Origin of the sequence: Gelidibacter pelagius, assembly GCF_017581925.1 — a bacterium.
GTDB classification, from domain to species: Bacteria; Bacteroidota; Bacteroidia; order Flavobacteriales; family Flavobacteriaceae; genus Gelidibacter; species Gelidibacter pelagius.
The window spans coordinates 118,420-145,401 of sequence record NZ_JAGEVG010000013.1 but is presented as its reverse complement, the minus strand read 5'-3'; the positions used below and the strand labels follow the sequence as shown (position 1 = coordinate 145,401).

General features: G+C 36.7%; 21 protein-coding genes. 10 read left to right on the top strand and 11 right to left on the bottom strand.

Annotated elements, in window-relative coordinates; all coding sequences use genetic code 11:
- Positions 1-9: 9 nt before the first annotated feature.
- Positions 10-273, bottom strand: coding sequence for a SemiSWEET family sugar transporter (locus J4051_RS12265; protein ID WP_208234166.1), 264 nt, complete (start codon positions 271-273; stop codon positions 10-12).
- A gap of 120 nt (positions 274-393) precedes the next feature.
- Positions 394-1,242 (bottom strand): SDR family oxidoreductase, encoded by an 849-nt coding sequence (locus tag J4051_RS12260; protein WP_208234165.1) that lies wholly within the window; start codon positions 1,240-1,242, stop codon positions 394-396.
- 266 nt (positions 1,243-1,508) lie between these two features.
- On the opposite strand from J4051_RS12260, the gene J4051_RS12255 reads away from it, so the two are divergent.
- The 4 genes from J4051_RS12255 to J4051_RS12240 all read left to right on the top strand — a co-directional run bounded on the left by J4051_RS12255 (position 1,509) and on the right by J4051_RS12240 (position 5,227).
- A complete protein-coding gene (locus tag J4051_RS12255; protein ID WP_208234164.1) occupies positions 1,509-2,366 on the top strand; it encodes a TVP38/TMEM64 family protein in 858 nt (285 codons plus the stop codon).
- Positions 2,367-2,659: 293 nt separating this feature from the next.
- On the top strand, positions 2,660-3,424 hold the full coding sequence (locus tag J4051_RS12250) for a DUF6090 family protein (protein WP_236027408.1): 765 nt from the start codon (positions 2,660-2,662) through the stop codon (positions 3,422-3,424).
- Between the two features lie 8 nt (positions 3,425-3,432).
- Positions 3,433-4,461, top strand: a complete 1,029-nt coding sequence (locus tag J4051_RS12245; RefSeq protein ID WP_208234162.1) for a serine hydrolase domain-containing protein — start codon at positions 3,433-3,435, stop codon at positions 4,459-4,461.
- Between the two features lie 7 nt (positions 4,462-4,468).
- Positions 4,469-5,227 carry an NAD(P)-dependent oxidoreductase gene (locus tag J4051_RS12240; RefSeq protein ID WP_208234161.1) on the top strand — a complete coding sequence of 253 codons (759 nt, stop codon included), beginning with the start codon at positions 4,469-4,471 and terminating at the stop codon, positions 5,225-5,227.
- Between the two features lie 157 nt (positions 5,228-5,384).
- Here the strand turns inward: J4051_RS12240 and J4051_RS12235 are convergent, their stop codons facing one another.
- The 4 genes from J4051_RS12235 to J4051_RS12225 all read right to left on the bottom strand — a co-directional run bounded on the left by J4051_RS12235 (position 5,385) and on the right by J4051_RS12225 (position 13,334).
- Positions 5,385-9,209: an Eco57I restriction-modification methylase domain-containing protein gene (locus J4051_RS12235; protein WP_208234160.1), complete on the bottom strand. Its 3,825-nt coding sequence runs from the start codon at positions 9,207-9,209 to the stop codon at positions 5,385-5,387.
- A gap of 240 nt (positions 9,210-9,449) precedes the next feature.
- Positions 9,450-9,572 carry a hypothetical protein gene (locus J4051_RS19160; protein WP_262897800.1) on the bottom strand — a complete coding sequence of 41 codons (123 nt, stop codon included), beginning with the start codon at positions 9,570-9,572 and terminating at the stop codon, positions 9,450-9,452.
- Between the two features lie 359 nt (positions 9,573-9,931).
- Positions 9,932-11,737, bottom strand: a complete 1,806-nt coding sequence (locus J4051_RS12230) for a response regulator (RefSeq protein WP_208234159.1) — start codon at positions 11,735-11,737, stop codon at positions 9,932-9,934.
- Between the two features lie 481 nt (positions 11,738-12,218).
- A complete protein-coding gene (locus tag J4051_RS12225) occupies positions 12,219-13,334 on the bottom strand; it encodes an ATP-binding protein (protein WP_208234158.1) in 1,116 nt (371 codons plus the stop codon).
- A gap of 472 nt (positions 13,335-13,806) precedes the next feature.
- Between J4051_RS12225 and J4051_RS12220 the strand changes: the two genes are divergently transcribed.
- On the top strand, positions 13,807-15,258 hold the full coding sequence (locus J4051_RS12220; protein WP_208234157.1) for a M20/M25/M40 family metallo-hydrolase: 1,452 nt from the start codon (positions 13,807-13,809) through the stop codon (positions 15,256-15,258).
- Between the two features lie 726 nt (positions 15,259-15,984).
- Complete coding sequence (locus J4051_RS12215; protein WP_208234156.1) at positions 15,985-16,908, top strand: mechanosensitive ion channel domain-containing protein; 924 nt, start codon at positions 15,985-15,987, stop codon at positions 16,906-16,908.
- 208 nt (positions 16,909-17,116) lie between these two features.
- On the opposite strand, the gene J4051_RS12210 is transcribed toward J4051_RS12215, so the two are convergent.
- From J4051_RS12210 to J4051_RS12190, 5 genes are all read right to left on the bottom strand, one after another.
- Entirely contained in the window at positions 17,117-17,728 is a 612-nt protein-coding gene (locus J4051_RS12210) for a hypothetical protein (protein WP_208234155.1), read from the bottom strand.
- 193 nt (positions 17,729-17,921) lie between these two features.
- Positions 17,922-19,295 (bottom strand): mercuric reductase, encoded by a 1,374-nt coding sequence (locus J4051_RS12205; protein WP_208234154.1) that lies wholly within the window; start codon positions 19,293-19,295, stop codon positions 17,922-17,924.
- Positions 19,296-19,426: 131 nt separating this feature from the next.
- Positions 19,427-20,158, bottom strand: a complete 732-nt coding sequence (locus J4051_RS12200; RefSeq protein ID WP_208234153.1) for a flavodoxin family protein — start codon at positions 20,156-20,158, stop codon at positions 19,427-19,429.
- Positions 20,159-20,390: 232 nt separating this feature from the next.
- Positions 20,391-22,853 (bottom strand): outer membrane beta-barrel family protein, encoded by a 2,463-nt coding sequence (locus J4051_RS12195; protein WP_208234152.1) that lies wholly within the window; start codon positions 22,851-22,853, stop codon positions 20,391-20,393.
- Positions 22,854-22,880: 27 nt separating this feature from the next.
- Positions 22,881-23,303: a DoxX family protein gene (locus tag J4051_RS12190; RefSeq protein WP_208234151.1), complete on the bottom strand. Its 423-nt coding sequence runs from the start codon at positions 23,301-23,303 to the stop codon at positions 22,881-22,883.
- 238 nt (positions 23,304-23,541) lie between these two features.
- Here J4051_RS12190 and J4051_RS12185 point away from each other — a divergent pair, with 238 nt between their 5' ends.
- The 4 genes from J4051_RS12185 (at position 23,542) to J4051_RS12170 (ending at position 26,922) form a co-directional block, all read left to right on the top strand.
- The gene (locus J4051_RS12185; protein ID WP_208234150.1) at positions 23,542-24,561 is read left to right on the top strand and encodes a sensor histidine kinase; all 1,020 of its coding nucleotides are present in this window, start codon (positions 23,542-23,544) and stop codon (positions 24,559-24,561) included.
- On the top strand, positions 24,558-25,280 hold the full coding sequence (locus J4051_RS12180) for a LytR/AlgR family response regulator transcription factor (RefSeq protein WP_208234149.1): 723 nt from the start codon (positions 24,558-24,560) through the stop codon (positions 25,278-25,280). Before J4051_RS12185 ends, J4051_RS12180 begins: the two co-directional genes overlap by 4 nt.
- Before the next feature lie 287 nt (positions 25,281-25,567).
- Entirely contained in the window at positions 25,568-26,215 is a 648-nt protein-coding gene (locus tag J4051_RS12175; RefSeq protein ID WP_208234148.1) for a hypothetical protein, read from the top strand.
- 104 nt (positions 26,216-26,319) lie between these two features.
- Positions 26,320-26,922: an alpha-ketoglutarate-dependent dioxygenase AlkB family protein gene (locus J4051_RS12170; protein ID WP_208234147.1), complete on the top strand. Its 603-nt coding sequence runs from the start codon at positions 26,320-26,322 to the stop codon at positions 26,920-26,922.
- Positions 26,923-26,982: the final 60 nt, after the last annotated feature.

Below are 26,982 nucleotides of genomic sequence, written 5' to 3'. Positions count from 1 at the left end.
AGGAATCAACTATCCGTCCTTATCTTGAGTGAAGATGATATACAACATAATGGCATTTAGAATAAATGAGATACCATTGGTCAGGATAATGGGCCAATCCATCTTCAAGATACCATATAGCGTCCAAAATCCAACCCCGAGACATAATACCACAAACATCAGCGGGCTCACATCGTTTACTTTTTTAGTTTTGATGGCTTTTATAATCTGTGGCAGAACACCCAATGTGGTAAAGACTCCCGCGAGTATGCCGATAATTTCTTCAAAATTCATAGCATTAAAATCTAGGTTCAGTCTTTATCATAATTCTGTGATTTTGGATATTTTTAAAATTGACCAATTGGCACTATATATTTATTCCCTGGCAAGCAACCGACGTTATGTGCCGTGTTTCTATCCACCAATAATCTCACCGCCATTGACATGAATAAACTGCCCGGTAATATAACTACTATCCTCACAAGCCAAGAAAACGTAAGCTGGCGCTACCTCACTGGGCTGTCCGGCCCGTCCCATGGGCGTGTCCTGGCCAAAATCTGAAATATCGTCAAAAGTGGCCGGAATTAAAGGCGTCCAAATCGGACCAGGTGCAACCCCGTTGACGCGAATCTTCTTTTTGGCCAACTGTGCTGATAATGATCGGGTAAAGCTTACAATGGCCCCTTTGGTACTCGAATAATCCAATAAATGATCACTACCTCGATACGAGGTGACCGAACCAGTATTGATGATGGCATCCCCTTCCGATAACTGTGGCAAAACCGCTTTGACCATATAGAAATACGCATAAATATTGGTCTGAAAAGTCTTTTCCAACTGTTTTTTTGTGATGTTTTCTATAGTATCCTGAGGAAATTGCATGGCAGCATTATTGACCAAAACATTCAGTTTGCCAAATTTCTTCAGACATTTATTGACGCTTTTGGTACAATTGGAACTCAATCTTAAATCGGTTTTAATCAATAAACATTTGCGTCCTTCCTTCTCCACCATCTTCTTTGTTTCCTTGGCATCTTTGGTCTCCTTAAGATATATAATAGCCACATCCGCGCCTTCCCGGGCAAAATGAACAGCAACGCTCCGACCAATGCCACTGTCGCCTCCCGTGATAATGGCTACCTTATCCTTCAATTTCCCTGACCCTTTATAGTTAGATCTAATAATTTGCGGTTCAGGACGCATTTGACTTTCCAAGCCAGGTTGATCTTGGCTCTGCTCAGGAAATTCTTTGGGTTTTTTCATGATTTTATCCTATTATTAGAGTTCTAAAATAATTGTTATCGACCACACCGATAATCTCAATACCGAATAAAAATATCCCAAAAGAAATGAAATTCGAAAAACCCAAATAATAGGAGAAAAAGAGAAAGATATCAAATTGTATTTCATGAAACTTGTGTCATAACTGCCTCCTTTACCAATTGGATTCTTTAGAAAAATGACTTTTTCAGCCTTGGGATATTATATTTTTGTCCAATGATCACTAAAATCAGATAAACAAGCAGCGAATGGAAAAAACATCCAAGAACACAAAACAAAGTAACATACCTTTATATCTTTCCATTGCAGGATTTGGAGGCATCATTTTAGCCTATTTTTTTGTTCCTCAAGTCCAAGCATTTTTTCATGAAGCCTGGTCGGTTCTGACTAGTAATGATGAACAACGCATCCAAACATGGGTAAATGATTTTGGATGGTTTGGTCCAATATTATTGATCCTGGCCATGATCGTCCAAATGTTTCTCTTAGTCATTCCTAGTATTTTGCTGATGGTTGTTTCCATCCTGGCGTATGGCCCAATCTGGGGTAGTTTAATTATTCTAATTTCCGTGTATGCCGCGTCATCAGTTGGCTATATTATAGGAAAATATTTTGGTGACCGATTCGTGACCAGTCTTATTGGTGAAAAGTCGGCTAAAAAAATTGAGAATTTCCTAAAGGATTATGGTATTTGGGCCATTATCGTTACCCGCATCAATCCTTTTTTATCCAATGATGCCATCAGTTTTGTAGGTGGATTGTTAAGGATGGGCTATTGGAAGTTTATTGCAGCAAGTTTAATTGGCATCACACCTCTCACAATCTTTATTGCTGTAATGGGCAAAAGTACCGATAGCCTTAGAACAGGTCTTCTCTGGGGCTCATCAGTATGTTTGGTAATTTTTATTCTTTATATATGGTGGGACAAACAAAGAAAAAACACAGCATCGCCTTTTTCTGGCGATGCGTGGGTTTCTATGCTTGCACAGGATTTCCTTTTGGGGATCAACGACGTTAATCCTCTTTCTCCGCAAAAGGAAATCCACTACGGGCACCAACTGGATGGAAATAAGTCTAATTTAGACCAATGCATCGACCTTTTTTAAATATCATCATTTAATAGTTAAACCACATGGCTTTTATATGCCTTTATCCTGCCTTTATCCTGCCACTAGACAAGACATTTTCAACAGGTGGTTTAAGGTGGTGTCCAGAAATAGCTACACTAATTACAATGTAAAAATCTCAGCACTTAACAACATGTCTTATTAATTGTTTTGGTTGTTGCTTTTTTAAAAAGTTGCTTCAAAATTTTCTTGGTTTTTTTTGTTTATTAATTTAGTTACTTAAACACGCAACAAACCTTACAAGCGCATTGTAAGCAAATTAGAACCACATTATGAAGTTCTTTCGAAGAGTAAGGCATAAGCTAATTTTAGACCATAAAAAAATTCAATACCTGAAGTATGCGTTGGGAGAAATCATACTGGTTGTCATAGGGATTTTGATTGCATTGCAGATAAATAATTGGAATCAGTCGAAAAAAGATAAAATTTCTTTGAATGAAAATTTGATAAAAATAAAGTCACATACAAAAGAAGATTTAGAGCAGTTAGATGAATTGGTAAAAGGAAGAAAGCAAATTGCTGACTTATGTAAAAAAGCACGAAATAGCATCTTAAACAAGACCGAAAATGACCATCTTTTTTTGTTCAAGATCAGTGGCACTGCTTTTGCCGATTTTTACTTTAAACCCAATTCAGGCGGTTATGAATCATTAAAGAATTCGAAATATTATGGCAAAATAAACAATACCCAACTTGATTCGCTTTTGGCCAAATATCACCGTTTAGTAGATGATATTGCAGAAAATGAGAGGAGTTATAATCAATTTACAGTTCACCAAGAAAATTATCTCGATACTCAATTTGATAGGTCGCTTATTTTGGCTTCCGCATTTATGCCATTAGATTCCTTAGCCACTAAAGCTACGCCTCAGTCTGAATACGACCAAGCATTCATTGAATATACCGCCACACCAGCTTATAGAAATGTGATTAGCTTGGCCGCCTGGCAATTTGATACCATGATTGACCAATATCACGAACTAACAGAACTAGGACATCTTATTATTAAAGAAATAGATTCAATAACTACAGGTTAAAAGGGAAAATGATAAAAAACAAAAAAGCCAAATGGATTGTACGCATTTTGTTGTTCGTTGGAACAGCCATATCCCTGTTTTTTGTGCCTTGGATTTTGGTAAAAGCCTGGATTCTACCGCTTCCCGACACTGTTCAAGAACAAGTAGATGAGGCCATTGGATATGGATTTGATGGCATGATTGTTTATGTGGACGAAGCTGGAAAACCACCAGCGTTTTATACAGGTGGTTGGAAAGATAGAGAAAACAAAATACCGGCCGACCCTAATTCACTATTTAAAATTGCGAGTATCAGCAAGTTGTATACGGCTGTAGCTATCACCAAAATGGTCAAAGAAAAACGCTTGTCCTTGGATGAAACGCTTGTCGATTATTTTCCAAACCTTACAGATAGAATTGAAAATGCAGAGAAAATCACATTGAAGATGATGGTTCAACATCGGTCTGGAATTCCCAATTTCACAGATAATCCTGCCTTTTGGGAAAACGAACAGGAAAATAACAAAAATGCCCTCGATTTTGCCCTCGATTTGCCGGCAAGCTTTGAACCTGATAAAGGATACGAATATTCAAACACAAATTATTTATTGCTTCGCAGAATTATGGATACCGTATTGGGATATAATCACCATGAGTACATCAAAGAGAAAATATTGAGACCATTAAAGCTGAACCATACTTTTTTTTCGATTGCTGAAGTCGATTTAAATGAGGTGATGAGTGGATACTATGTGGGTGATGACGAAGATTTCAAAGCTAATGAGAACGGAATGTTAGCCACAGCAGAAGATGTCGGAATATTTTTGCGAGCCCTAAACGATGGTTCAGTATTTGAAGAAGGTGAACAGGAAATCTATCCTTACGTCTATGACCACGGAGGTCTGGTTGTTGGATATCAAAGCCTTGCAGAATATCATGAAGATATTGACACGGTTGTGGTGCAGTTTATAAACACAACAGATTTTAATGGTTATGAATGGAATTTGTCCGAGATTATGATTAATCGTATTGTCAAGATCATAAAAAGAAATAGGTAAACAAAATATGAAGGTTTTAGTAGTAGGTGCAAGTGGAGCAACAGGTAGACAATTGGTTAATCAGCTTCTTATTCAAGGAAATGAAGTTAAAGTCATCGTTCGTTCTACCCAAAACCTAACCGAATTATGGAAAAATAATGATAAAGTACAAATTATCACAGCAAGCCTACTGGAATTAAGTGAGGAAGAAATGAGCAACTATGTTTCTGATTGCAGCGCTGTGGCATCCTGTCTTGGACACAATTTGAATTGGAAAGGCATCTATGGCAAACCAAGAAAACTGGTTACTGATGCTACCAAACGGCTTTGTTCTGCAATAAAAAACAGTAGTTCAAAACATCCTGTTAAATATGTGTTGATGAACACTTCTGGGAATCAAAATCGGGATTTAAATGAGCCCATTTCGTTTGCTCAAAACTGTGTTATGTGTCTTTTAAGATTGTTATTGCCCCCGCACGTAGATAATGAAAAAGCAGCTGATTATTTAAGAACTAAAATTGGTCAAAATGATACGTATATTGAGTGGGTGGCCGTTAGACCCGATGGTTTAATAAATGAAAACGAAGTAACCGAATACGTGATATATCCTTCACCGATTAGAAGTGCAATTTTTAACGCCGGCAAAGTAAGTAGAATAAATGTCGGTCATTTTATGTCGGAATTAATTAACGATGATAATCTATGGAGTAAATGGAAGGGTCAAATGCCAGTTATTTATTCTAAAGCATCTGTATCTAATTCTAACTTATCAGTTGTCCTACTATAATTATGACTTTATTATTTCAAATTGTTGTGTTCGTGAATCAAAATCGAATTAAAATGTCCCATTTATTAACTATTTTCTACGATTTTAATTTACTCACAATTTAATATTTTTTATAGTTGTGTTCGTGAATCAAAATCGAATTAAAATATCCCTTTTATTAACTATTTTCCACAATTTTAATTTCCTCCTCCGTCAACCCATACAACTCATAAACCATCTGATCAATTTCCTTTTCTGTTTTGTCTATTTGAGATTGAAGTTCTTGTGCTTTCTTCTTGTTTTCCTCAAAGAGCTCCATCCACTCAAATTCATCTTTTTTGGTGAGCTCTGGGATTGGTTCCAAACTTTCTTTGGCTCTTTCTCTATTGGTAGATTTTATGGCTTTGTTGAGTTCTTTGATGAAGTCTCCGAAGGATAGTTCGTGCCAGTTTTCGAGTTTCTTTGAAGATATGCAAAATGTAATTTTTGATTGAAAGAAACTTGAAAACTTGTGTATTGTACTATCATATTTTGCTATTAGTTCAATCACGTGTCCAACCTTAGATTTTAACCTTGAGTCCTCTATTTTTTGTGGAATTGGTAAATTATAGACATACTGACGTTTCCATCTCAAAAACCCACCTCTTATTTCAGAACTAATTTCTCCAAAAATGAAACTTATAAGTTTGGAATTTAAAACCCCTAACAATTCTTCAGAATCAGAACCTATAATAAAACTAGTCATATCAAAATATGTGTTTTCTATATCTATTGTAAATCGTCCCTCAGTTGCTATTTCGGGATAAACAATTTTAGGTTTCTCAAATTCATTATAATAATCACAAGCTCGAAGTTCCCACCAATAATTACCTTGATCACTTCTTTTTTTCGCACGTTTTTCAAAGGGTTTTAAATGATTGGTTAGTATTGGATAATTTGCTGCAAACCATTGCCAAGCTTGATTTTCGTTTTCAAATTCACCTTCTTTATTTGTCCATTTACTTGGTATAGCAATGATATATTTATTAATTGAAGGTTTCCCATACCTCGATAAATCCCTTCCCACGCCATAAGGCTTTACAATCTTACTGTAATCTTTAGAACTTGACTCTAATTTTTCATAAAACTCTTGATCTACGATAAAAGCATCATTTAAACCTGTTTTAAGTCCTACGTACATTTTCCCATCAATGAATTGCTTTAAACTCTCAAATTTTTCCATTAGGCGAGATACAATATTTGCAACGCCCTCATCAGCTAACGACCAAGCTTCATCACTCAGAAACCTTTTATTTACAGTTTTCCTGTAATCATTAACATATTGATCGAGACTGGAGAAGTCTAATGTATCAACTTCAACACCCGTGAACTTTTCACTAATATTCTTACCTCCTACAGTAATAATACAAGGATAAGCAGTAGCATCTGCAAAAACAGGTAGATCTTTAAAGTCAATTATTTCTATGATATTTTTATTTCTAAGCCATACTCTTAATTCCTTACCATAATTAGCCCTCATCCATTTATTTGCAACTATAATACTATAAAGTCCATCTGGTTTAATAAGTTCCTTTATACTCTTTTCAAAAAAATAAGTATATAAATCTGCTGTGCTATTATAGCATTTATATCTTGTGCTCAAATAAGGTTTTATTTCCTTAAATAACTCTTGTCTTACATAAGGCGGATTCCCAATCACAACATCAAATCCACCGGTGAACTCAGCTTTAAAAGCCTCGGCTTCAGGCATGGTCATGCCATCTATAATTGATTGTAGCTGCTCACTATGTTCTGGCATCTGATGCTTGCTCCTGTTATTTCGGATATAATTAATCGTGTTATATAACTGTCTTTCACTGGTTATCTCTTTTGGCGGACTGTATTTTTGCTGCCATAGCGGCTTTTTCTTTTTTGACAAGGGAGCATGCTCCCTTGCAACAGCAACAACATGCTCCTTTGTCAGTATTTTTGACGTTACCGACTTTATCTTCTGCATAATACGCGGGATATCGTTTATATCACATACCAACAGCAAATGAATATGATCTCCACATATATTATACGCCAAAAGTCTTAATCCATCTTCTTTTACAATTCCAGCTACGGTCTTGCTTACAATCAAATCATCGGTGTCAGTGAAATACACTACTTTGGGATAAGGGTTTGTGCCCATATCTCGACGCTCACGTACTTTATACTTTACCATCCTATCGGAAGTTCTACTATCATGTACAGCCGTGGTGATATGGTATGCTTTTAAATTCTTTTTCCTAAAAACCTGAGGAAACTCCTCCTCCCACTTAAAAGCCTTACTTCCCGCAACCTTTTTATCATCAATTAAACTGTTCCCACATTTAACATTACTGCTCAAATCATTCAGTTTCCTTCGTGGCTGTGCAGTTCGCAACCAAAGAGAAAGTTTTGCAATCTCGACGCTTTCTTCATTCAAGTCAACACCATAAATATTATTTTCCAAAATGGTGTTTTCAATATCAGGGAATTGTAAGCCACCACCCAAAAGCTTGGTTTTGAGTTCGTCAATATAGGCGTGTTCCTTAATCAGAAAATCCAAGGCTTGGTTCAAAAATGCACCAGAACCACAGGCTGGATCACAGATGGTCAATTGCAATAACCATTCGCGGTAGTCATCTAAAATCTTGACCAGTTTCTCAACGGTGGTTTTATTTCTGTTTTTACGGCCTTTAAAATATTCTTCTTCATGGAAGTCCAGCTCGATTTTCTTTTCTTCACAAAGCTTACCAACCGTATTTTCTACTATGTATTTGGTAATGTATTTAGGAGTATAGAAAACACCATCCTTTTTACGTTTACTGGTCTGTTTGTCAAATTCGGCGCCTTCGATTTCTGCGTTGACACTTTCAATCTCATTGAGCGAGTTTTCAAAAATATGTCCAAGGATGTTGACGTCTATCTGACTTTCAAAATCGTAATTGGATAATAACGACGTGTATTTATACAAAAGATCATTATCAATTTCGAGCGCATCCAAAATGGCATCGGGTTTAAACAAACCACCGTTGTAGGCGTAGATTTCGGCACGGCTCTGTGTCCCTTTTCTGCCCGTGTCCAAAAAGTGGAAATACTGTTTAAAGAGATCGTATAATGGGCGTTCATCGCCAAAATCCCAGTCGTCTTTCCATTTGTTTAAAATTTGAAGGGTCGAGTTATATGGCAATAGCATTCTGTCTTCGGCAAAGAAAATAAATAAAAAGCGGTCGATTAATTTTTGGGATTTTTGAAACAAGGTGAGCTTCACATTCTTTTCCAGCCGAACGATATAATCGTGATTTTCTAAAAGATTGGTTTCACTTAACTTCGCCTTTACAGTTTTGGCATTTCGCTTAACTAAATCCCTGTACAGTTCACGTTTAAAGATGGAATAATCCTTATAGAAGGCTTTGGTAATCTCCTCCTCCACCCGAACGGATGCTTCCTTGATTTTAAGCGGTGTCTGACTTAGTATGTTCTTGATCTCTAAGCACAGGAACAGTAACTTAAAACGCTCTGGCGTGAGTGTAAACAGATCGAACTCTTCAAACTCTGTGGCATCATTAACATAAAACCGAAGTTTTTCAAAATTAGAGGTGATCACATAAACACAATCTTTGTGATTGGCTTTATAGTCAAAAGCCTGGCGGCGAATACTCTCTAAATCTTTTGTATTTGTTCCCTTTAATTCAATAACGCCAATGGCAACACCTTCTTTTAAAATCGCTCCGTCTGCTTTTCTATTGTTCTTCTCGTTTTTAAATTCGGTGGTTAGATTGTAATTAGGGTTTGGAAACAGCGTATAACCTAAAACAGTAACGAACAACTCATTTAGAAAGGTCGCTTGATATTGTTCTTCTTTAGCACTCTTGATGTTCTCCTGAATGGTAGGATTCCAAAAGTAGTTTTGATATTTCTTATATGCTTTGTCAACTATTGCGTCATCGAGTAAAGCGAGATGCGATTTAAGTACTGATGCTTGAAATAATGCCATTAAATTCTATAGAGTGTTATTGAGCCTCTAAAATAGTAAAACTTACTTAGCATTAGCGAATTGACGACCTACATTCTATCTGAATATTTATAGGATTTAGGCAATTGATCGGTAGGCATTTCCCAAACTCTTCAAGATGTGAAAGGGAACTGTTTTATCAAAATGAAGTTTTTCTTATCCGTCCGGCAGACAGGCGCGAAATGAAGAGGAATGAAAGAAACGGATTTTAATCTAAGGACACTAATCTGTTTCTAAAGATAGCTCATAGCGTGTACTCCTACCACCACCAGCTGCAATGAATATACCTTTGCCAACCAAATCTTGAAGATCTCGAGTGGCGGTAGCCTTTGAGGTTGCTGCCAATCATAAATCATTATGAGCCGATTAAAACAGTTATTCGGCTCAAATATAATGATTTTTTGAGTTGATTGAATCAATTTATCAGCTCAAGTTTAAGTATTCATTTTAAAATGAACTACCTCGTCCCGAGAGTACGAGGTATCGAATTAGTTATACTATTTTAACTTCGACGACAGAGCGTGACGGGGAATAAAAAATAAAGATCCATCTGAAAAGCGGGATTATCCCGATATTGGACAACTATCAATTTTTAATACATTGCTACACAATTTTTAAAAATTGAGTTTCACTAATTTAAACCATTGTACCTTTAGACTTCGTTATTAAAAACCATTCCATTGAAGCAATTATAATGGTTTGCCTTAGGTGTACACTTCCACTTTCCTATTTGCGATGGTATTTAACTTTTTAAAAAGATCGTCTGGGTTAAATGGCTTGGAAAGGTAGTCGTCCATTGTGGCCTTTAATACTTTTTGAGCCACTTTCTGGTCAAATTGCGCCGTAAGGGCTATAATAGGAATACTTGCCTTTGTTGGATCTTTAAATTTCCTAATAGTTTTGGTTGCTTCATAACCATCCATAACGGGCATAAACAAATCCATCAGAATCAAATCAAAATTTTCCTGCTCTAATTTTTGTACGGCAATGGCACCATTTCCTGCAATTTCCGGTACGATATTCCATTTTTCCAAGGTTTTTTTAATCACTAATTTATTTACCTCATTATCTTCTGCAACTAAAACCCTGAGATGTCCCAAATCAGTAACACCTTTTAAACGCTCAAGAGTCTTGGAAACTGGCAACTTCTCATAATCCAGTTCCAAATCGAAAGAGATTTTTGTGCCACTATTTGGCTCGCTTTCCAATTGTACGTGACTATTAAACATGCCTAATATTTTTCTCACAATTGGAAGCCCAAGCCCAGTTCCTCCGTAATGCCGGGTAGTATTGGAAGCAGCCTGAACATAAGGCTCAAAGATACTTTCCTGTCTATTTGGCTCTATCCCTATTCCTGTGTCTTGTATAATGAAATGAACCTTCATTTTGCCATCGGAAATATCTTTGGTCTGAACACACAAACTCACAGTGCCATTTTCGGTAAAATTAATGGCGTTATTCATCAAATTGGATAAAATTTGCGTGATCCTGGTGGGATCGCTAACGACACTAACATCCTTTAACTTATGATCTATTTCGAGAACCATTTGGAGTGATTTCTTCTGTGCCTTTTGTTTAATACTATAAAAATTATTCTTGATTAGTGCAGAGAGATTAAACGGAACATTTTCCAATTCGACCTTATTCCAGTCGAATTTATTATAGTCAAGAACGTTATTAACGAGAGACAGCAGATTCTCAGTTGAGAATTTCAGGAGCGCCAGATTCTCTTCCTGATCTTCGCGAGGGTTTTGAAGCAGCAATATATTGGACATTCCAATCACACCGTTTAACGGCGTACGCAATTCGTGCGACATGGTTGAAAGAAATTCCATTCGAGCGTTAGACAATTTCTCAACTTCACTCAAACTCAATTTAAGTTTGCTATTAAGGTCTTTGAGTTCATTTTTAGTATGGGTCAGACTGAGGAAATTCCGATTAAACTCCTTAAAAAAGTAATAGTGAAGAAAAATGATGAGCAAAAAATTATAGGAAATCACAAACAAATAAGAGATTTGGCTCTGATCGGTAGGATTTATCCCAAGATTAAATAATCTATCACTGCTAAACGCTGTAAAAATAACAGCCGGCAAAATATAAATCATTGAATAAATCCATCCCCATTTTGAGCCATGCATATAAAAGCTTAGCATGCAGCCCAACCAAATGCACTGTACTGTTTCAAGGTCAATACCCTGAACATAAACTAAAAGATTACTCCAGATGACCAGGCCACAGATAAATAGTACAACATGTGATACAAGTTTCCAAGCATGTGTAAAATAGGCTACTGCCAACAGTGATAGCGTTCCAGTAAAAACAAACACGACTCTGATCAGGTGCAGGGTTTCACCAGTTATAAGGTAAGCCAAAATCAAGATACCGGTAAATAGAGGGTATAAGATCAAAATATAGGACAGCATTTTAATGCGGGCACGATCTATGGGATCTTTTTCTCTAAATATTAAATGGCTAAAAACGCGATCAATCTTTTCGAAAATATAGGTCATTATAGGTGAAATGGGGATTCGGCGGCAAAGTTACGACTAAATTTATCAATTTAAAAAACACTCTATACAACTTAAGGATACTCAAGTAGAGCATATTGGAGCTCGATTCTATAGACGCATTCATCAGCTTCAAAAAGCTACAGCGGATTGAGTAATAAGAAGTTTTTCCCAATTGAAAGCATAAATTTAAAATGATAACCGTTCTTTTATGAAGTCGGTAGATTCAATTGTAGTAAAGTTTCGAGAGAGGTAGTGAGTTTTAGTGGTCTTCTTGAAAGTTTACTAAAATATTTTTGATGTTTATTTATATTGTATTCAATACGTTTTTATATTTTCTCCTATTTCATCAAAGACTTTCTGATATTTAGGGGAAGTATGGTTTCTTAGAAATCATTATGTCGTTTATTTACGACAGATATAGCGAATATGATGTAAATAAGCGACATATCTCATGTTGCCTTATTTCAACCTGATCTCCATTTTAACCTATAAACTCCCTGAAATTCTCATTAGTAATTACATCAACCTCCGTTTTGTAGGTTTCAACAAAAGTTTTAGGGATTTTGAACTTACTTTTTGGGTTCCATTTTATTTCAAATCCCATTACTTTTCCGGCTTCTTCCTCTACATAATCAATTTCTTGTTGTTGCACGGTTCGCCAGAAATAACATTTAGCCAACGAACTATTATAGGCATTATGCTTTAGTCGCTCTGCGATTAAAAAATTTTCCCAAAGGTTGCCTTTGTCCTGTCGTATTTCTAACGGATTTAAGTCACCAATTACCATATTTCTCACACCTGTATCATAAAAATATATTTTTTGATTGGTTTTAATTTCATTCCGTAAGTTTTTGCTAAAACTTGGCAGCTTGAAAACAACATAGGCTTGACAGAGCAAATCGATATAATTTGATACGGTTTTCTTATCGATACCTAACAACTGTGCCAATTCATTATAACTTACCTCACTTCCAATTTGAAAGGCTAAAGCTCTTAATAATTTTTCTAAAATTTCTGGTTTCCGGATTCCGCCATAACTCAAAATATCTTTATAGAGATAACTATCCGTTAACTGTTTCAAAACAGCGGTTTCATCCCCGAAATTATTAATAACATCTGGATACATTCCGTGAACGATACGCAATTCTAATTGCTGTTGTGCTTTTAGGTAACCAACATTATCTTCGAACTCAGACCAAGAGATAGGATATAGCTGATATTCCCATTTCCTTCCAGTCAATGGCTCTTGTGTTTGATTATTCAATTCAAAAGCAGAAGAGCCACTAACAAGTAATTGAACATCTTTGAGTTGATCTGTGATTAGCTTTAAAGTGAGACCAATATTATCAATACGTTGTGCCTCATCAATGAACACGACCTTATAACCTCCTATAATATTCTTGAGTTGCTCTATATTTGGTTTGGTGAGTAGTTTTCTAACTGTGGGATCATCGCCATTGAGAAACAGATGTTCCTTATTTTCTAACAATTTGTTGAAAAGGGTGGTCTTACCCACCTGACGCGGACCAATTAAAAGAATGGCTTTGCCTTTGCCAAATCGATTATTTATTTGTTCTTCTAATGCTCTTTTAATCATATTCAGGGATTGTAATCCCCAAATATACTAATTTTCAGGGATTATAATCCCCAAATATATTGATTTTGATTTTTTAGAAAAATATAAGTAAAACACTTCATCTTAAGATAGAAAAAACTTCCAGTTCTTGTATTTCAAAAAACGCCATTTCCTCTAACAATAATACTGTTGTTAAAAATATTGAGCAATTTTAGTTTAAACAATATATGTTTATCACTTAGTTACATCGATCTCCGTTCCCTGCTTGCCGGCAACTCTTGGTTCCATAAGTCTTGGTTCTTTGTTCAATCTTGAATCTTGATTCTTGATTCTTTATTCTATAATCGATTCTATATTCTTTATTCTTCATCTTATAAGTCTCGAATACCAATGAAAGAAACATATTCAAAATCTCTCTTGAATTTTGAAGTTGAAATTGATATCTTTAAAAACCCTTCCAATCTTGGAGATACATTCTTAAAATTTTAAAATTATGCGTCAACTAACTTTTGCATTATGGCTATTACTTATTCCCGCTTTTGTCGTTGCACAGGAAGCGTCCGTAATGCAGCAAATCAAAACAGAAGGAATAGAAAACTCGCAAGTGATGGATATCGCTTTCCATCTCACTGAAAAAAGTGGCCCACGATTGATGAATAGTCCGGGATATTACAGGGCAATGGATTATTCGATAGATCAATTGAAAGCCTGGGGACTTGACAATGTGGCTAAGGACGAATGGGGGGATTTTGGAAAAGGATGGGAATTGAAAAAATTCTATATCGCTATGAAATCCCCTTGGTATAAACCTGTCATTGCGTTCCCTAAAGCCTGGACAAGTGGCACCAACGGTCTGAAAACAGCAGCGGTTATCCTTATCGATCCAGAAGCAGATAGTACAGCTCTGGTCAATAATTACCGAGGAAAACTTGCTGGCAAGATTTTGGCCATGGATAAATTAATCGAATACAAATTGGATGATAAAGCCGATTTGGTTCGCTATACCAAAGCCGAATTGGATTCTCTGGGCGCCATTCAATTGGACAAAAAAGAAGCGGATACCACCGGAATGGCGGAACGGAGAAGAAAATGGATACAGTCTTGGAGAGAATCCAGAAAAAAAGCCGAAATACTTGGGAATCTTGCTAAGGAAGAAGGCGCGGTGGCCATCATCAGTTCTTCGCCAAGAAATCACGACGGAACGGTCTTTGTGCAACAAGGAGGATCACACGCCATGGACGCTCCGGAAAACTTCTTAGATATCGCTATGGCTTTGGAAGATTATAATATGATTGTTAGGTTGGTTCGCGCCAATGAGCCAGTAGAGTTAGAACTAGAAGTCGACTCTCAATTTTATACAGATCAGGAAAAAGGATATAATGTTATAGGTGAAATCATTGGTACGGATCCCAAACTGAAAGATGAAGTGGTGATGATCGGTGGCCATCTCGATTCGTGGCAAGGTTCGGTGGGCGCCACAGACAACGCTTCCGGATCAGCCGTGATGATGGAAGCCATGCGGATTTTGAAGACCTTGAATATCAAGCCAAAACGCACGGTGCGCATTGGACTTTGGGGAGGAGAAGAACAAGGCATACACGGCTCTAGAGGTTATGTGTCCAAAACTTTTGCCAATAGAGAAGATATGAAATTAAAGCCCGCACATGAAAAATTCAATGTCTATTTCAACTTCGATAACGGTACGGGACGTATCAATGGCATTTATTTACAAGAAAACGAAGCCGCCCGTGATATAATGAACAAATGGCTCTCCCCTTTTGAAGATTTGGGAGCTACGACCATCACTATTGAAAATACTGGAGGAACAGATCATTTATCCTTTGATGGTGTCGGACTGCCAGGATTTCAATTTATTCAGGACGAGGTGGAATACAATTCCCGAACACATCACAGCAATATGGACAGCTACGATCATTTGGTATAAGAGGATTTAAAGCAAGCGGCTACCGTAGTCGCCGGCTTGATTTATCAGGCTGCAATGAGTGAGCAAAAAGTTCCAAGAAAAGAATTGCCTAAGGCACAAAAAAGTCGATTTTAGTTCGAGATAAAGAATTGGATAAAATTTCTTTTGAGAAACAGCCATACATTCAAATGTATGGCTGTTGTGTTTTAGAGAATTCTGAAAATGGCGTAGATTACAGCATAGCAACTTAGCTGTTGCGAGGGAGGTACGACCTATAAGGAAGATAGCAGCTCTATTTAAATTATAATCATGTTATTGCCAGTGACTGTGAGATTTAAGAATGGATCAAATAATCAATTATTCGTTGCGTAGCGTATAGCCGAAGAATTAGTCATGATTTATCCGGTTTAATAAGTGTGTAAAATCCAGAACAAAACTCACGTGTAATCGCATTAGCTTCATTCTATATATATAATCGAAAACTATAAATCAGTTCTCATAAGACATCGCTCCAATCAAATTTTGCAAAGTGCTCGAGAAAATTAACTCACAAATTTACGAACGCAACAAAATTACCCAAACATCTATACCATTGATAAGCAGCAACTCTTTGTTCCCATTAATGCCGTTTTTTTAAATCGAATTGATTGCATTACATCAATGGAAGATCGTGAAATTCTTAAATGATTATAATCATTCAGAAACCATAAAAAACTTCGTACCTTTTGAAGGAAATTATTAATCTTGATGATTCAACTACAAGAAAACATACGTCAATGGATAATAGAATATCCGATAATCTTGATGATCGCCAAATTTATCGGGTTGCTATTAATTGTATTATTGTTAATTAAATTAATACGAGTTTATTTAAAAAAGAAAATTTCAAACACAGCCATGCGCTATAAAGCGCAAAAAAGCATCGAGGTTTTCGGCTATCTGCTTTTGATATTATTGGGGCTTTCTTATTTCTCAGGGGTTATAAAAGATTTTCCCCTTATTATAGGTATTACTACAGCTGGATTGGCCTTTGCCTTGCAAGAACCTATTTTAAGTATTGTAGCTTCTATTTATATTGTTCTTCTTAAAGTATATCAATCTGGAGACCGTATTGAAATCAATGGGATTAAAGGTGATGTTATTGATGTCGACAGTATGTACACAACGATGATGGAAATTGGCGAGTGGATAAGTGGAGACAACTATAGCGGACGCATTGTAAAACTGAGTAATGCTTTTGTTTTTAAAGGAGGCGTTTACAACTACTCACAAGATTTTCCATTTGTTTGGGATGAACTAAACCTGTCTATTCGATATGAATCTGACGTAGAATTGGCGAAATCCATAGTGACTAAAATTGCTTCAGAAATACTTTCAGAATTTACTTTAAGGTCCAAAGCACAATGGAAAGAAATGGTCAGTAAATTCTACATCGAAGATGCCCAACTAGAGCCAACATTAGCAATATCACTTACAGATAATGGAATATTATTTAACCTTAGATACATTGTAGATTATAAGAAACGTCGCTCTTTAAAACATCTATTGAGTGATAGGATTCGGATTGAGTTTGAAAATACCAATGGTAAAATCACCTTTGCAACTACTACCATAGAGCTTATTAAGATTCCGGATATAAATGTAAAAGTAGATGAAAATAGAAACCTATAAATGTTATAATATAGCATGCGAAATAATAATCTAATGAAAAAGTTTTATTCATTTTAACATCGGGGTCATACAAAAATTAACACATAATAGAAGCTTTACATCTTTTTACGTAAAAAATTGTAACTTACTTTTATTGGTATTTTTTGAATAAGTTTAGTTATCAATCTGAAGGTAGCTCACAAGTATCTAAAAAAAAAAATTGAGTAAATCAACTCACGAAAGTAACAATTGTAACAAAAACAGTCCAAAATCCTATACCATTGATAAACAGCAATTCTGTTGCTCCATTAACACCATTTTTCAAAATTGAAAGCATGACCGTGAGCATGGTTATTCCAATGATGACCAGTCCTGAAATGCCAAGAAATTTTATTTCGGGAATAATGATGACCTGAAACGTAATGATCAATGCCGGAAGTGAAAGAAATACGACTACTGCCAATACGTTATGCAGGAACCGTTGGAATGATGGGGCAAAATTTTTTAGACTATAGGGCGTTAGATTATGTGGTACAAAAGCAAGAAGTGCGAGCGATGCGAAACCTATATCTATGTATCGCATGAGTTTGTCGTGTTCGCCAAGGTCATAATACTCGGTTAATAACCAGAAGTAAGTATACGTGAGAAGCGCTGTGGCAAGGAGCATCCACTTATAGCCTTTGACCAACTTTTGCCCGTAAAGACTTTTATTGCTTAAAAAACTTAGGGTATATTTTTCTAAATCCAACTTTACATGTTTTAGCGCCTTTCTAATGGCATAAGGCAACAAACTTGCCTGCGCAAATCCAATAAGCAATATCCCTAATTTTGTAAAAAGCATATGGAAAGTATTAGGAATAGAATGAATTTTTTAATAACGATAGTTCGCTCTCAATCAAAACGAAGATACGACTTCAAGATAAAGATGATCGTCCCATTCGAGATATTTCTGAATACCGACGGTGGTTTACTTAATCTCTTAATACTCTAAAGTTTATAAAAAAGCGTGCAACTATAAATATTCTGCTAACTATTTACAATTTTTCAGGGTTCTCCAGCATCGTAGGGATCAATTCGCTTACGGTGGGGTGAATGTGCATCGCATCACGGATGACCGTATAAGACTGACCAGCATACATTTGATCGATAATGACGTGGATATATTCATCGGCACCTGTACCGAGAAACGTAGCTCCCAGAATTTTTTCGGTATGTTCTTCTATATAAATTTTGAGCATCCCTTGGGTTTCCCCCATTTCCTTGGCCCGGGCAATTTTTGACATCGACCTTGAGGCCACCTTGGCTTTAATTCCCGCTTTTTTAATGTCGTAAGCATTCATCCCTACCCTGGCCATAGGAGGGTCTATAAATGCTGCATAACATGTAAATCGATCGGAAAGCAAGCGTTTTTTATCCTCAAACAAATGGGAATTCACTATCTGAAAATCGTTATAGGCCGTATGGGTAAAGGCGCCTTCGCCGTTGCAATCGCCAAGTGCCCATATATGCGGTGCATTGGTTTGCAACTCATCATTAACCTCAATATATCCCTTGTCATCCAAAACGACATCGGTGTTCTCAAGCCCCAAATCATCGGTATTGGGAGCACGACCCGCAGCAAGTAATACATGCGACCCTTTAATTGTTGGACTGCCTTCCGTACAGTCAATCGTCACTTCAATTTGATCTCCAGATTTTTTAGCACCAATGCAATCGGATTTTAATCGAACTTCAATATCCTCAGCTTTAAAGATCTCAGCAATCGCATGACCAAATTCAGGATCTTCCCTTTTCAGCAATTGATCACCACGATCCAAAATAGTTACTTTACTTCCAAATCGACTAAACATTTGCCCAAATTCCAATCCAATATAACCACCACCGACAATGACTAAATGTTCTGGCAGCTCTTCGAGTTCCAAGATGCTTTCATTAGTAAGATAATTGACGCCTTCAAAGCCATGCGGAATCTTAGGTTTTCCACCGACATTTATATAAAATCTCTCAGATTTATAAGTTTTGCCATCCACCTCAACCTCGAAATTATTTAAAAACCGTGCTTTGCCGGGAATAAGGGTAATATTTTTGTTGGTACTGAACATGTTATCCAAGCTTGATCTGGAATCCGCAATAATTTTATCCTTTCGCTCTTTAATGACCTTAAGGTTTACAGAAATGGTTCCATCCACCTCAACACCCAATGCTTTGCTGTTTTTAGCAATAAATGCCCGCCTCGCACTGGCTACATAGGCTTTGGTAGGCGTACACCCAACATTGACACAAGTACCTCCCAGCTGGCCTTTTTCTATAATGGCCACTTTATATCCATTTTCAGCAAGACTCCCCGCAAGTGACGGCCCAGCTTGTCCGGTACCGATTATAATCGCATCAAATTTCATCGTATCCATTTTTCAATAGTTTTAATTTCCTGACCAAATTTTTACCGCATTCTGATTATTGCCAGAACTTTTCCGTACTCTAATTGGATTTAAAACCCAATCATAAAATTCAGAATTGATGTTCTTTGCAATCATGAGAATCATCGGTATTCCGGATTTTCAAAACTCCATCGTGTCCCATCATCCCATTCTTTTCTGGAATTTCCGTAAGAAGGGTAACCTCCACTTGCCTTTAACATTTTGGCAAGGTGAAGTAAATTATAAGTCATAAAAGTAATATTTCTATTGGTGAAAGAAGAATTATAACCTGTTGGTGGGTTTATTGTATGGCCGTCCCATTCTTTGTCTCCATAACTCGGTCCTGGACCGATTTCACCAATCCAGCCTGCATCTGCCTGGGGAGGAATGCTGTAACCCAGATGTTGAAGCGCATACAGAATTCCCATAGCACAATGTTTTACACCATCTTCATTTCCGGTAATGATACAGCCTCCGGTTTTTCCATAATATACATATTGCCCCTTATCATTCTGATGCCCACTCATAGCATAAAGACGCTCTATAAGTTTAGAGGCAACAGAAGAACGCTCACCTAACCAGATAGGAGTTCCAATGACCAAGATATCGGCCTCAATTATTTTTTTATAGAGTTCAGGCCATTCATCTATTGATGCTCCCTCTTTTGTCATATCGGGCTGGACACCCACAGGAATCTCATAATCTACTAATCGGACCACTTCTACCTGAACCCTCTCAGATTCCATAATGTTTATAGAGACATCCATTAAATCACGGGTGTGACTCTGAGCAGGCGATTTTTTTAATGTACAGTTGACATAGATAGCTTTTAAGCCAGGAAAGTTATTTTTCATAATGTTCGAATTGATTACAATGAATAGGTCGGTAAGACCTCTCAATACCAACAATTTAATTGTTTATTTATTCAATTCCAAATCCAATATGTCCCAGTAGAATCAACCCTGACGCTACTTGGTTTCCTATAATAGCGATTCCTTCAAGTAGACAAATCTTGAAACCGTTTCGAGCATTTCACCTAAAACCCGATCCTAAATTTCCTGAAAACAAGGGCGAAAAACATTTGTCTTAAAACTCGCCTTCATCATCATCTCTACTTTCTTGAGCTCTTCTTTCTTTCTTCTGATTAAAACGATAGGTAAAAGATAAATTAACCGAACGCTGGCGCCATTGATATTCACTCTCACTAATAAAAGTATCAGTATTAGTGATAGATGATCGTTTACGCGAATTAAACAAATCATTGACATTAAAACCTACAGTGGCATTGTCATTCATGATATCCTTACTTAGGGCAAGATCAACTGATAAAATACCATCACTCTCGGTCTGTGAATTATTGGAAGGCCCTCTGTAAAAAGCATTGGTTTGCCATTCTATTTTATAAGGCAAACTAACCTTGGCACTTCCTCTGGCAAAATAGCTGGTATTTTTAGCGCCATAGTCGATACCGTTAAATTCGCCATCTGTATTGAACTGAAAAAAGTTAAAACTACCGTTAAGGCGTAACCATTTGGCAGGATTATATAATATACCGACTTCAAATCCAATGCGCTCATTGGTACTTAAATTGATAGGAAGTGTTCTAATAATGGGGATCCCATTGGAAGTTTCCCGACCTGTATCTTCTTGGATGCGTTCAAAAGCATCGGTTTCATGTTGATAATAAATTGAAGAGGTTAAGGTGAGCTTACTCCAACGTTTAAGATAACCAAGATCAAAAGCACTCGCAAAAGCCGGGTCTAAATTAGGATTACCTTGAAAGATATTGGCTTCACTTGAACGGGATGGAAACGGATTGATCCAACGTCCTCTGGGTCTATTGATACGACGGTTATAGCCCAAAGAAATGCTTTCACGATCATTGAGTTCGTAAGTTAAATTCAAGGTAGGAAACAACCCAGTATACGACTTGTCAAAATTAATGTTGAGCGCATCGTCCCCATTGGCTTCAATATTCTCTGCATCTACTTCACCCTTTAATTCAGTATGTTCAAGACGTAAACCCAACAATACCGAAAACTTTCCGTACTTATCACCATATTGGGTATATAACGCATTCACATTTTCGTTGTAGGTAAAAATATTGGACAAACTATCATTTCGTATAAAACTACCGCCAGCTGTCATTTGCTCCGTCAGATCATAGTCCGTAGCTGTTTCTTTAAAATTACCGCGATAACCTGCTTCAAACTGTGCATTCTCGCCAATCGGGCGTACATAGTCTATCTGAGCCAAATATTCCTTTTGGTCTTCATCCGTTGTAATAAATTCAGACGGCAACACGACTTCATTAGGAAAGGTATTGTTTTCGTTGATTAACGAGATTTCCTCTTCATTCTCACTTTCATATTGAAGATCGGCTTTTAATTCGTGGCCGTTATCGTCGAACTTGGTAATATAATTTAAAGCAAATTGATAGTTTGTATCGGTTTCGGACTCGTATTCTATCCGATCTCTACTAATGGCCAAATCATTATCCGCGTCAAATTCATCCGTCTTATTAATTGTTTCATCATCATCATTACCATGTGAGAAAAATGCAGATGCCGTAACGGAAGTGTTATCAGAAATAAAATATTCAATCCCTAAATTGGTATTAAAATTTCTGTTAATACGGTCCATGTCTCTATTTTCTATAACCAGAGGGTTGATGATGCTATTGGATAAGTATTGGTTTTTGAAATAAGCTTTTCCGGGAGATTCTCGGTAACGCCAGCCTGTGTTATTAAAAATATTGAATTTGTCCGTACGTAAATTGATATTTCCATTAATACTGCTACTTGCCGGCAACCCCAAATTGGTTTGAATAGACCCGTTTAAGCCTAAGGTTTTTTCTTTCCTTAAAATAATATTCAAGATACCTGCGGTACCTTCGGCATCATAACGGGCGGAAGGTGATGTGATGACTTCTACACGGTCAATGGCGTCAGCTGGCAACGCGCGCAAGGCATCAGTAGATCCGAAGCCTGCAATCGCAGAGGGTTTGCCGTTGATTAATATTCTGACATTTTCATTTCCTCTCAAGGCAATTGAACCATCAATATCTACAGTAACTGACGGTACATTTGCTAATGCATCGCCAACATTTGCGCCACTGGTAGTCAGATCTTTACCGATGTTATAGATTTTTTTGTCAAGTCTTACGACAACTTCGGTAGTCTCGGCACGAATCACAATCTCGTCCAAACTCTCCAAATCTTCCGCCAACTTTATTGTTGGTAAAGTAGTGTCCTTGGTCAAGTTTTGATTCTCTAGGGTCTTAGTAGAAAAACCGATGAATTCAAAAGTAACCTTATACATTCCAGCAGGTACTTTAATGGCGTATTTGCCCTCCAAATCAGTAATACCACCCGTCACAATCTTGCCCTGCATATCAGTAAATGCCACAGTTGCATATTCTAAAGGCGCCCCTGTGGAGGCCTCAATGATGTTTCCTGTAATCACGACTTCTTTTGAATCACCATTTGGATTTTGACCAAAAGAGACCAATGACATACATACTATAAGAATGCTGATATACTTTTTCATAAATTTAGTTTTTATTATCTGATCGTTTTACGACTTGACAACTGCTCTTTTATTTTTCAAGTAGTAATCAACCGAATATTTGCCTGGACCTGTCAGGAATATTGTAATATAGCCAACCCCATAAAGCATCGCTTTCTCCATCACCCCAAATGGGTCTGCGCTATGAACGATAAATGTCGCAACCAACATGGTTATGATAAGTGGTAATAATGCCCAGCGGGTCATTAATCCGAAAACCAATAATATGCTACAGATAACTTCAGCAAAAACAGCCAAGCCTAACGAGGTGGTGTCTCCAACCCCTAACGGATCCCTAAACTGGATTTCACCACCACCAAACAACCGTCCCCATTTTCCGAGGCCATGAGCGAATAACATTGTTAATCCAAGGAACAATCTTAAAATTAAGAGACCTAAATCATTGAAAGTGAATTTTTCTACGGATTTCATTTTTGCGTGTATTAATTAATGATGATTACAATTGTTTTAATTAATTTGATGGAACAAAGAAACTACTAGCATCGCGGGCAGGAAAATATTTTCATCCAAACGACAGAACTTCTACCGTGAAAAGCATATCTCCGTTTAGAGGTATAATTATGCTGTTTGCGGTGTTCAGATGGTTGATGATGCGTTTCGTTAAGCTATAATCCTATGAATTACTTACTTTTATGAAATAACTTTTAAAATGTCCACATCACATCTAAATTTAAAGGAGCTTGTCTTTCAGATCATTCTAAATGTTTTGGTATTTGTTTTTTTTGGGTTTGACAGACGCTTACCAGGAATCGAATTCTACCAAATTTATTTCTTCCTCAACTATGCACTAGCGGCACTCATTATCAATTATGCCTTATTGCCGCGCTTTCTTTATCATAACAGATATTTGGAATTTGCCATTTACACGCTTGTGACTATTGCTTTAGTAATTTTTGTGGAAGAAGCATTTTTAGAGCAAATCTTTTATCCAGACACGAGAGGAAGAAAATTCTTGGGTGTATTTTATAATTTATTGAGTACGATGCCAACCATTACAATTTTGGTGGGTTTTAAATTTGCGTGGGATGCCTTAACTAAACAACAGGAGGTCATTGAATTGAGGAATTCGGTCAAGGAAAGCGAATTGCAATTTCTTAAATCGCAGATCAATCCTCATTTTCTGTTTAACAATATGAACAATCTGTATGCCCATGCCGTTGAACAATCGCCCAAAACACCCGAAATTATTTTAGAGCTTTCTTCGGTTTTACGTTATATGCTGTATGAATGTCAAGCTCCATTTGTCCCGCTTAAAAAAGAAATGGAACATATTGAAAACTATGTTATGTTGAGCAAACTTCAAGTGGAAGGACGTGGAGAGGTTACTTTTGAAATTGGCAATATACCATCCAATTATAGAATAGCGCCCTTGATACTTTCAGTATTTATCGAAAATGCGTTTAAACATAGCGTTTCAAGTCAGTCCAAAAATATTTCTATTTTTATTGACATTAAAGTTTGCGAAAATGGAATTCTACATTTTATCTGCCACAATACGTATTTGAAACAGAGCAACACCCAAAGTCTGGATAACGGAATAGGCTTGGAAAATGTCAGAAAACGTTTGGAATTGATTTATCCGAAATGTCATACTCTAAAAATTGACACTAAAAATAACCTTTACATTGTTGACCTGACCATCGATTTAAGTAAAACCCAAGTCATATGAACTGCATCATCATAGAAGACCAAATGCCAGCGCAACGCATTTTAAAAAAATATATTGAAGATATGGGTACGCTAAATTTAGTAGGCACCTATACCGATGCATTGGAAGCCATGCAAGTCTTGAATTCAGAAAAGATAGATGTCATGTTTTTGGACATCCATTTACCAAAATTATCCGGGATTGATTTCTTAAAAACGCTTCCAAATCCGCCCCAAGTCATCTTAACGACAGCATTTTCAGAATACGCCTTAGAAAGTTACGAATTGAATGTGGTTGATTATTTATTAAAACCTTTCTCATTTCAACGGTTTATCCAAGCGATTTCAAAATTAAGTATGCAACCTGATATAAAAGCTGCAAATACTTCAGGTTTACAACACCACCAAGCTGAAACTGAAAGTAAAACCCATTCCGAGGAAATCTATATTAAAAGTGGTTACGATTATATAAGGATAAGGACAGATGATATTATTTTTATAATGGTAGATTCTGATTACACAGAGATACACCTATCGAATAAGAAACACCTCTCGTCGGAATCCTTACGGTATTGGGAAGATTTTCTTCCACGACATAAATTCATGAGAATACACAAGTCCTATATCATCAATACTACCAAAATCAATAAAGTTTCAGGAAACCAAATCGTTCTTGAAAACGATATAAAAGTCCCCGTTGGAAGGGCATTTAAAAGTGATTTTATGGAACGTTTTATGTGAAAACCATTGCCTTTATCATTTGGGCAAAACAGTTTTATTGGTGCACTTTAGGATCAATCCTAAATGTTGTGTTTTCGGAAAAAATAGTTGTTTATTTATAAACAAGGAATTCTATGTTCTTGACGCTCTTGAACTGCGACCCTATAAGCTTTTGTTTTTGTGTTGAAGAATTTACCCTGTCCGCATTCATTTCAAAAAGTAAAATATTTTTTTCTATCTTAGAGTAAATATCGACTTAATAATTAATGAAAGTACCTGTAAACAACTGTTAAATAAACAATCGAGCCATGAAGAAGTTCTTTTTTATTGTCATCGTTTTTTTGTTCTCGAGTACAAAATACGCCCAGGAGTCTAAGAAAAATGTTATAAAAATAAATTCGCTATTGCTCATTTCGAATATTTACGATGTGCAATATGAGCGTGTCCTAAGTGACAGATCAACAATCCAACTTGGATTCGGAATAGGTAAAACAAATAACCACGACCTCAATGATTTTCAGGAATTATACTCTGATTTTTTTGGCAAGACCTTGAATAATCCACGAGATACCCATCATCGTAAAGAAACCATTTCAGTGAATTTGGATTACAGACATTATATGAGAGACCATAAAGCACCAAAAGGGTTTTATATAGGACCGTCAATCCAGTATATAAAATTCAAAGAACGCTTTTCTGCTCTTGAACAGCAGCCTGATGAAGACGGCGACACTGAAGCTTTATACACAGAACGATTAAAGCAGAGAGACTTGGAACTATATAATGTCCGGGCGTTGTTAGGGTATCAGTTTTTAGTAGCACAAAGTATTTCCATAAATCCGTACGCGGGGCCAAGTTTTGTTTTTGGAGATACGGATGAATCTTTTGAAAGAGAAGATGAAAATATAACTGGATTTGGACTTAATTTTGGAGTGGCCATAGGTCTCGTTTTTTAAGTTGTACTGAAGCGAACGAATGTGATATGTAGAAGCTATCTAAGTTTTGTATACAATTCGAAATTGGCCGTGTCGGAGCAACAATAAATGAAAAATCATTAAGAATGGACTTATTCAACAACTCGCCCATATCGAATATCCTACCCTTTGATGGAGACGTCCACTATTATGGAAGTATCTTTGATTCTAAAAGCGCCAATCATTATTTCGATCAATTACTGAAAAACATTCTATGGCAAAATGACCAGGCGATCATTTTCGGAAAACTGATGGTCACAAAACGCAAAGTAGCCTGGTATGGCGATGAACCATTTCTTTATACCTATTCCAAAACCACCAAATCCGCTTTACCATGGACCAAAGAACTTCTGGAACTAAAGCAGATTATCGAAAACCAATCAGGAGAACGCTTTAACTCCTGTTTGCTTAATCTATACCATACTGGAGAAGAAGGCATGTCTTGGCATAGCGATGATGAAAAGGATTTAAAAAAGAATGGCGCCATAGGTTCGTTAAGTTTAGGCGCAGCTCGAAAATTTGCATTCAAACATAAAGTCACAAAACAAACGGTATCCGTGGTGTTGGAAAATGGAAGTTTATTGCTCATGAAAGGCAGTACGCAGTCCAATTGGCTACACCGCTTACCTCCTACCAAAAAAATTACAACCCCGAGAATTAATTTGACCTTTCGGACTATTGTAACCTAGTGAATGGGATTTGTGTAGTGATTGATTTCTCTTGAGTTTTCATTAGTAAAATGAACATCC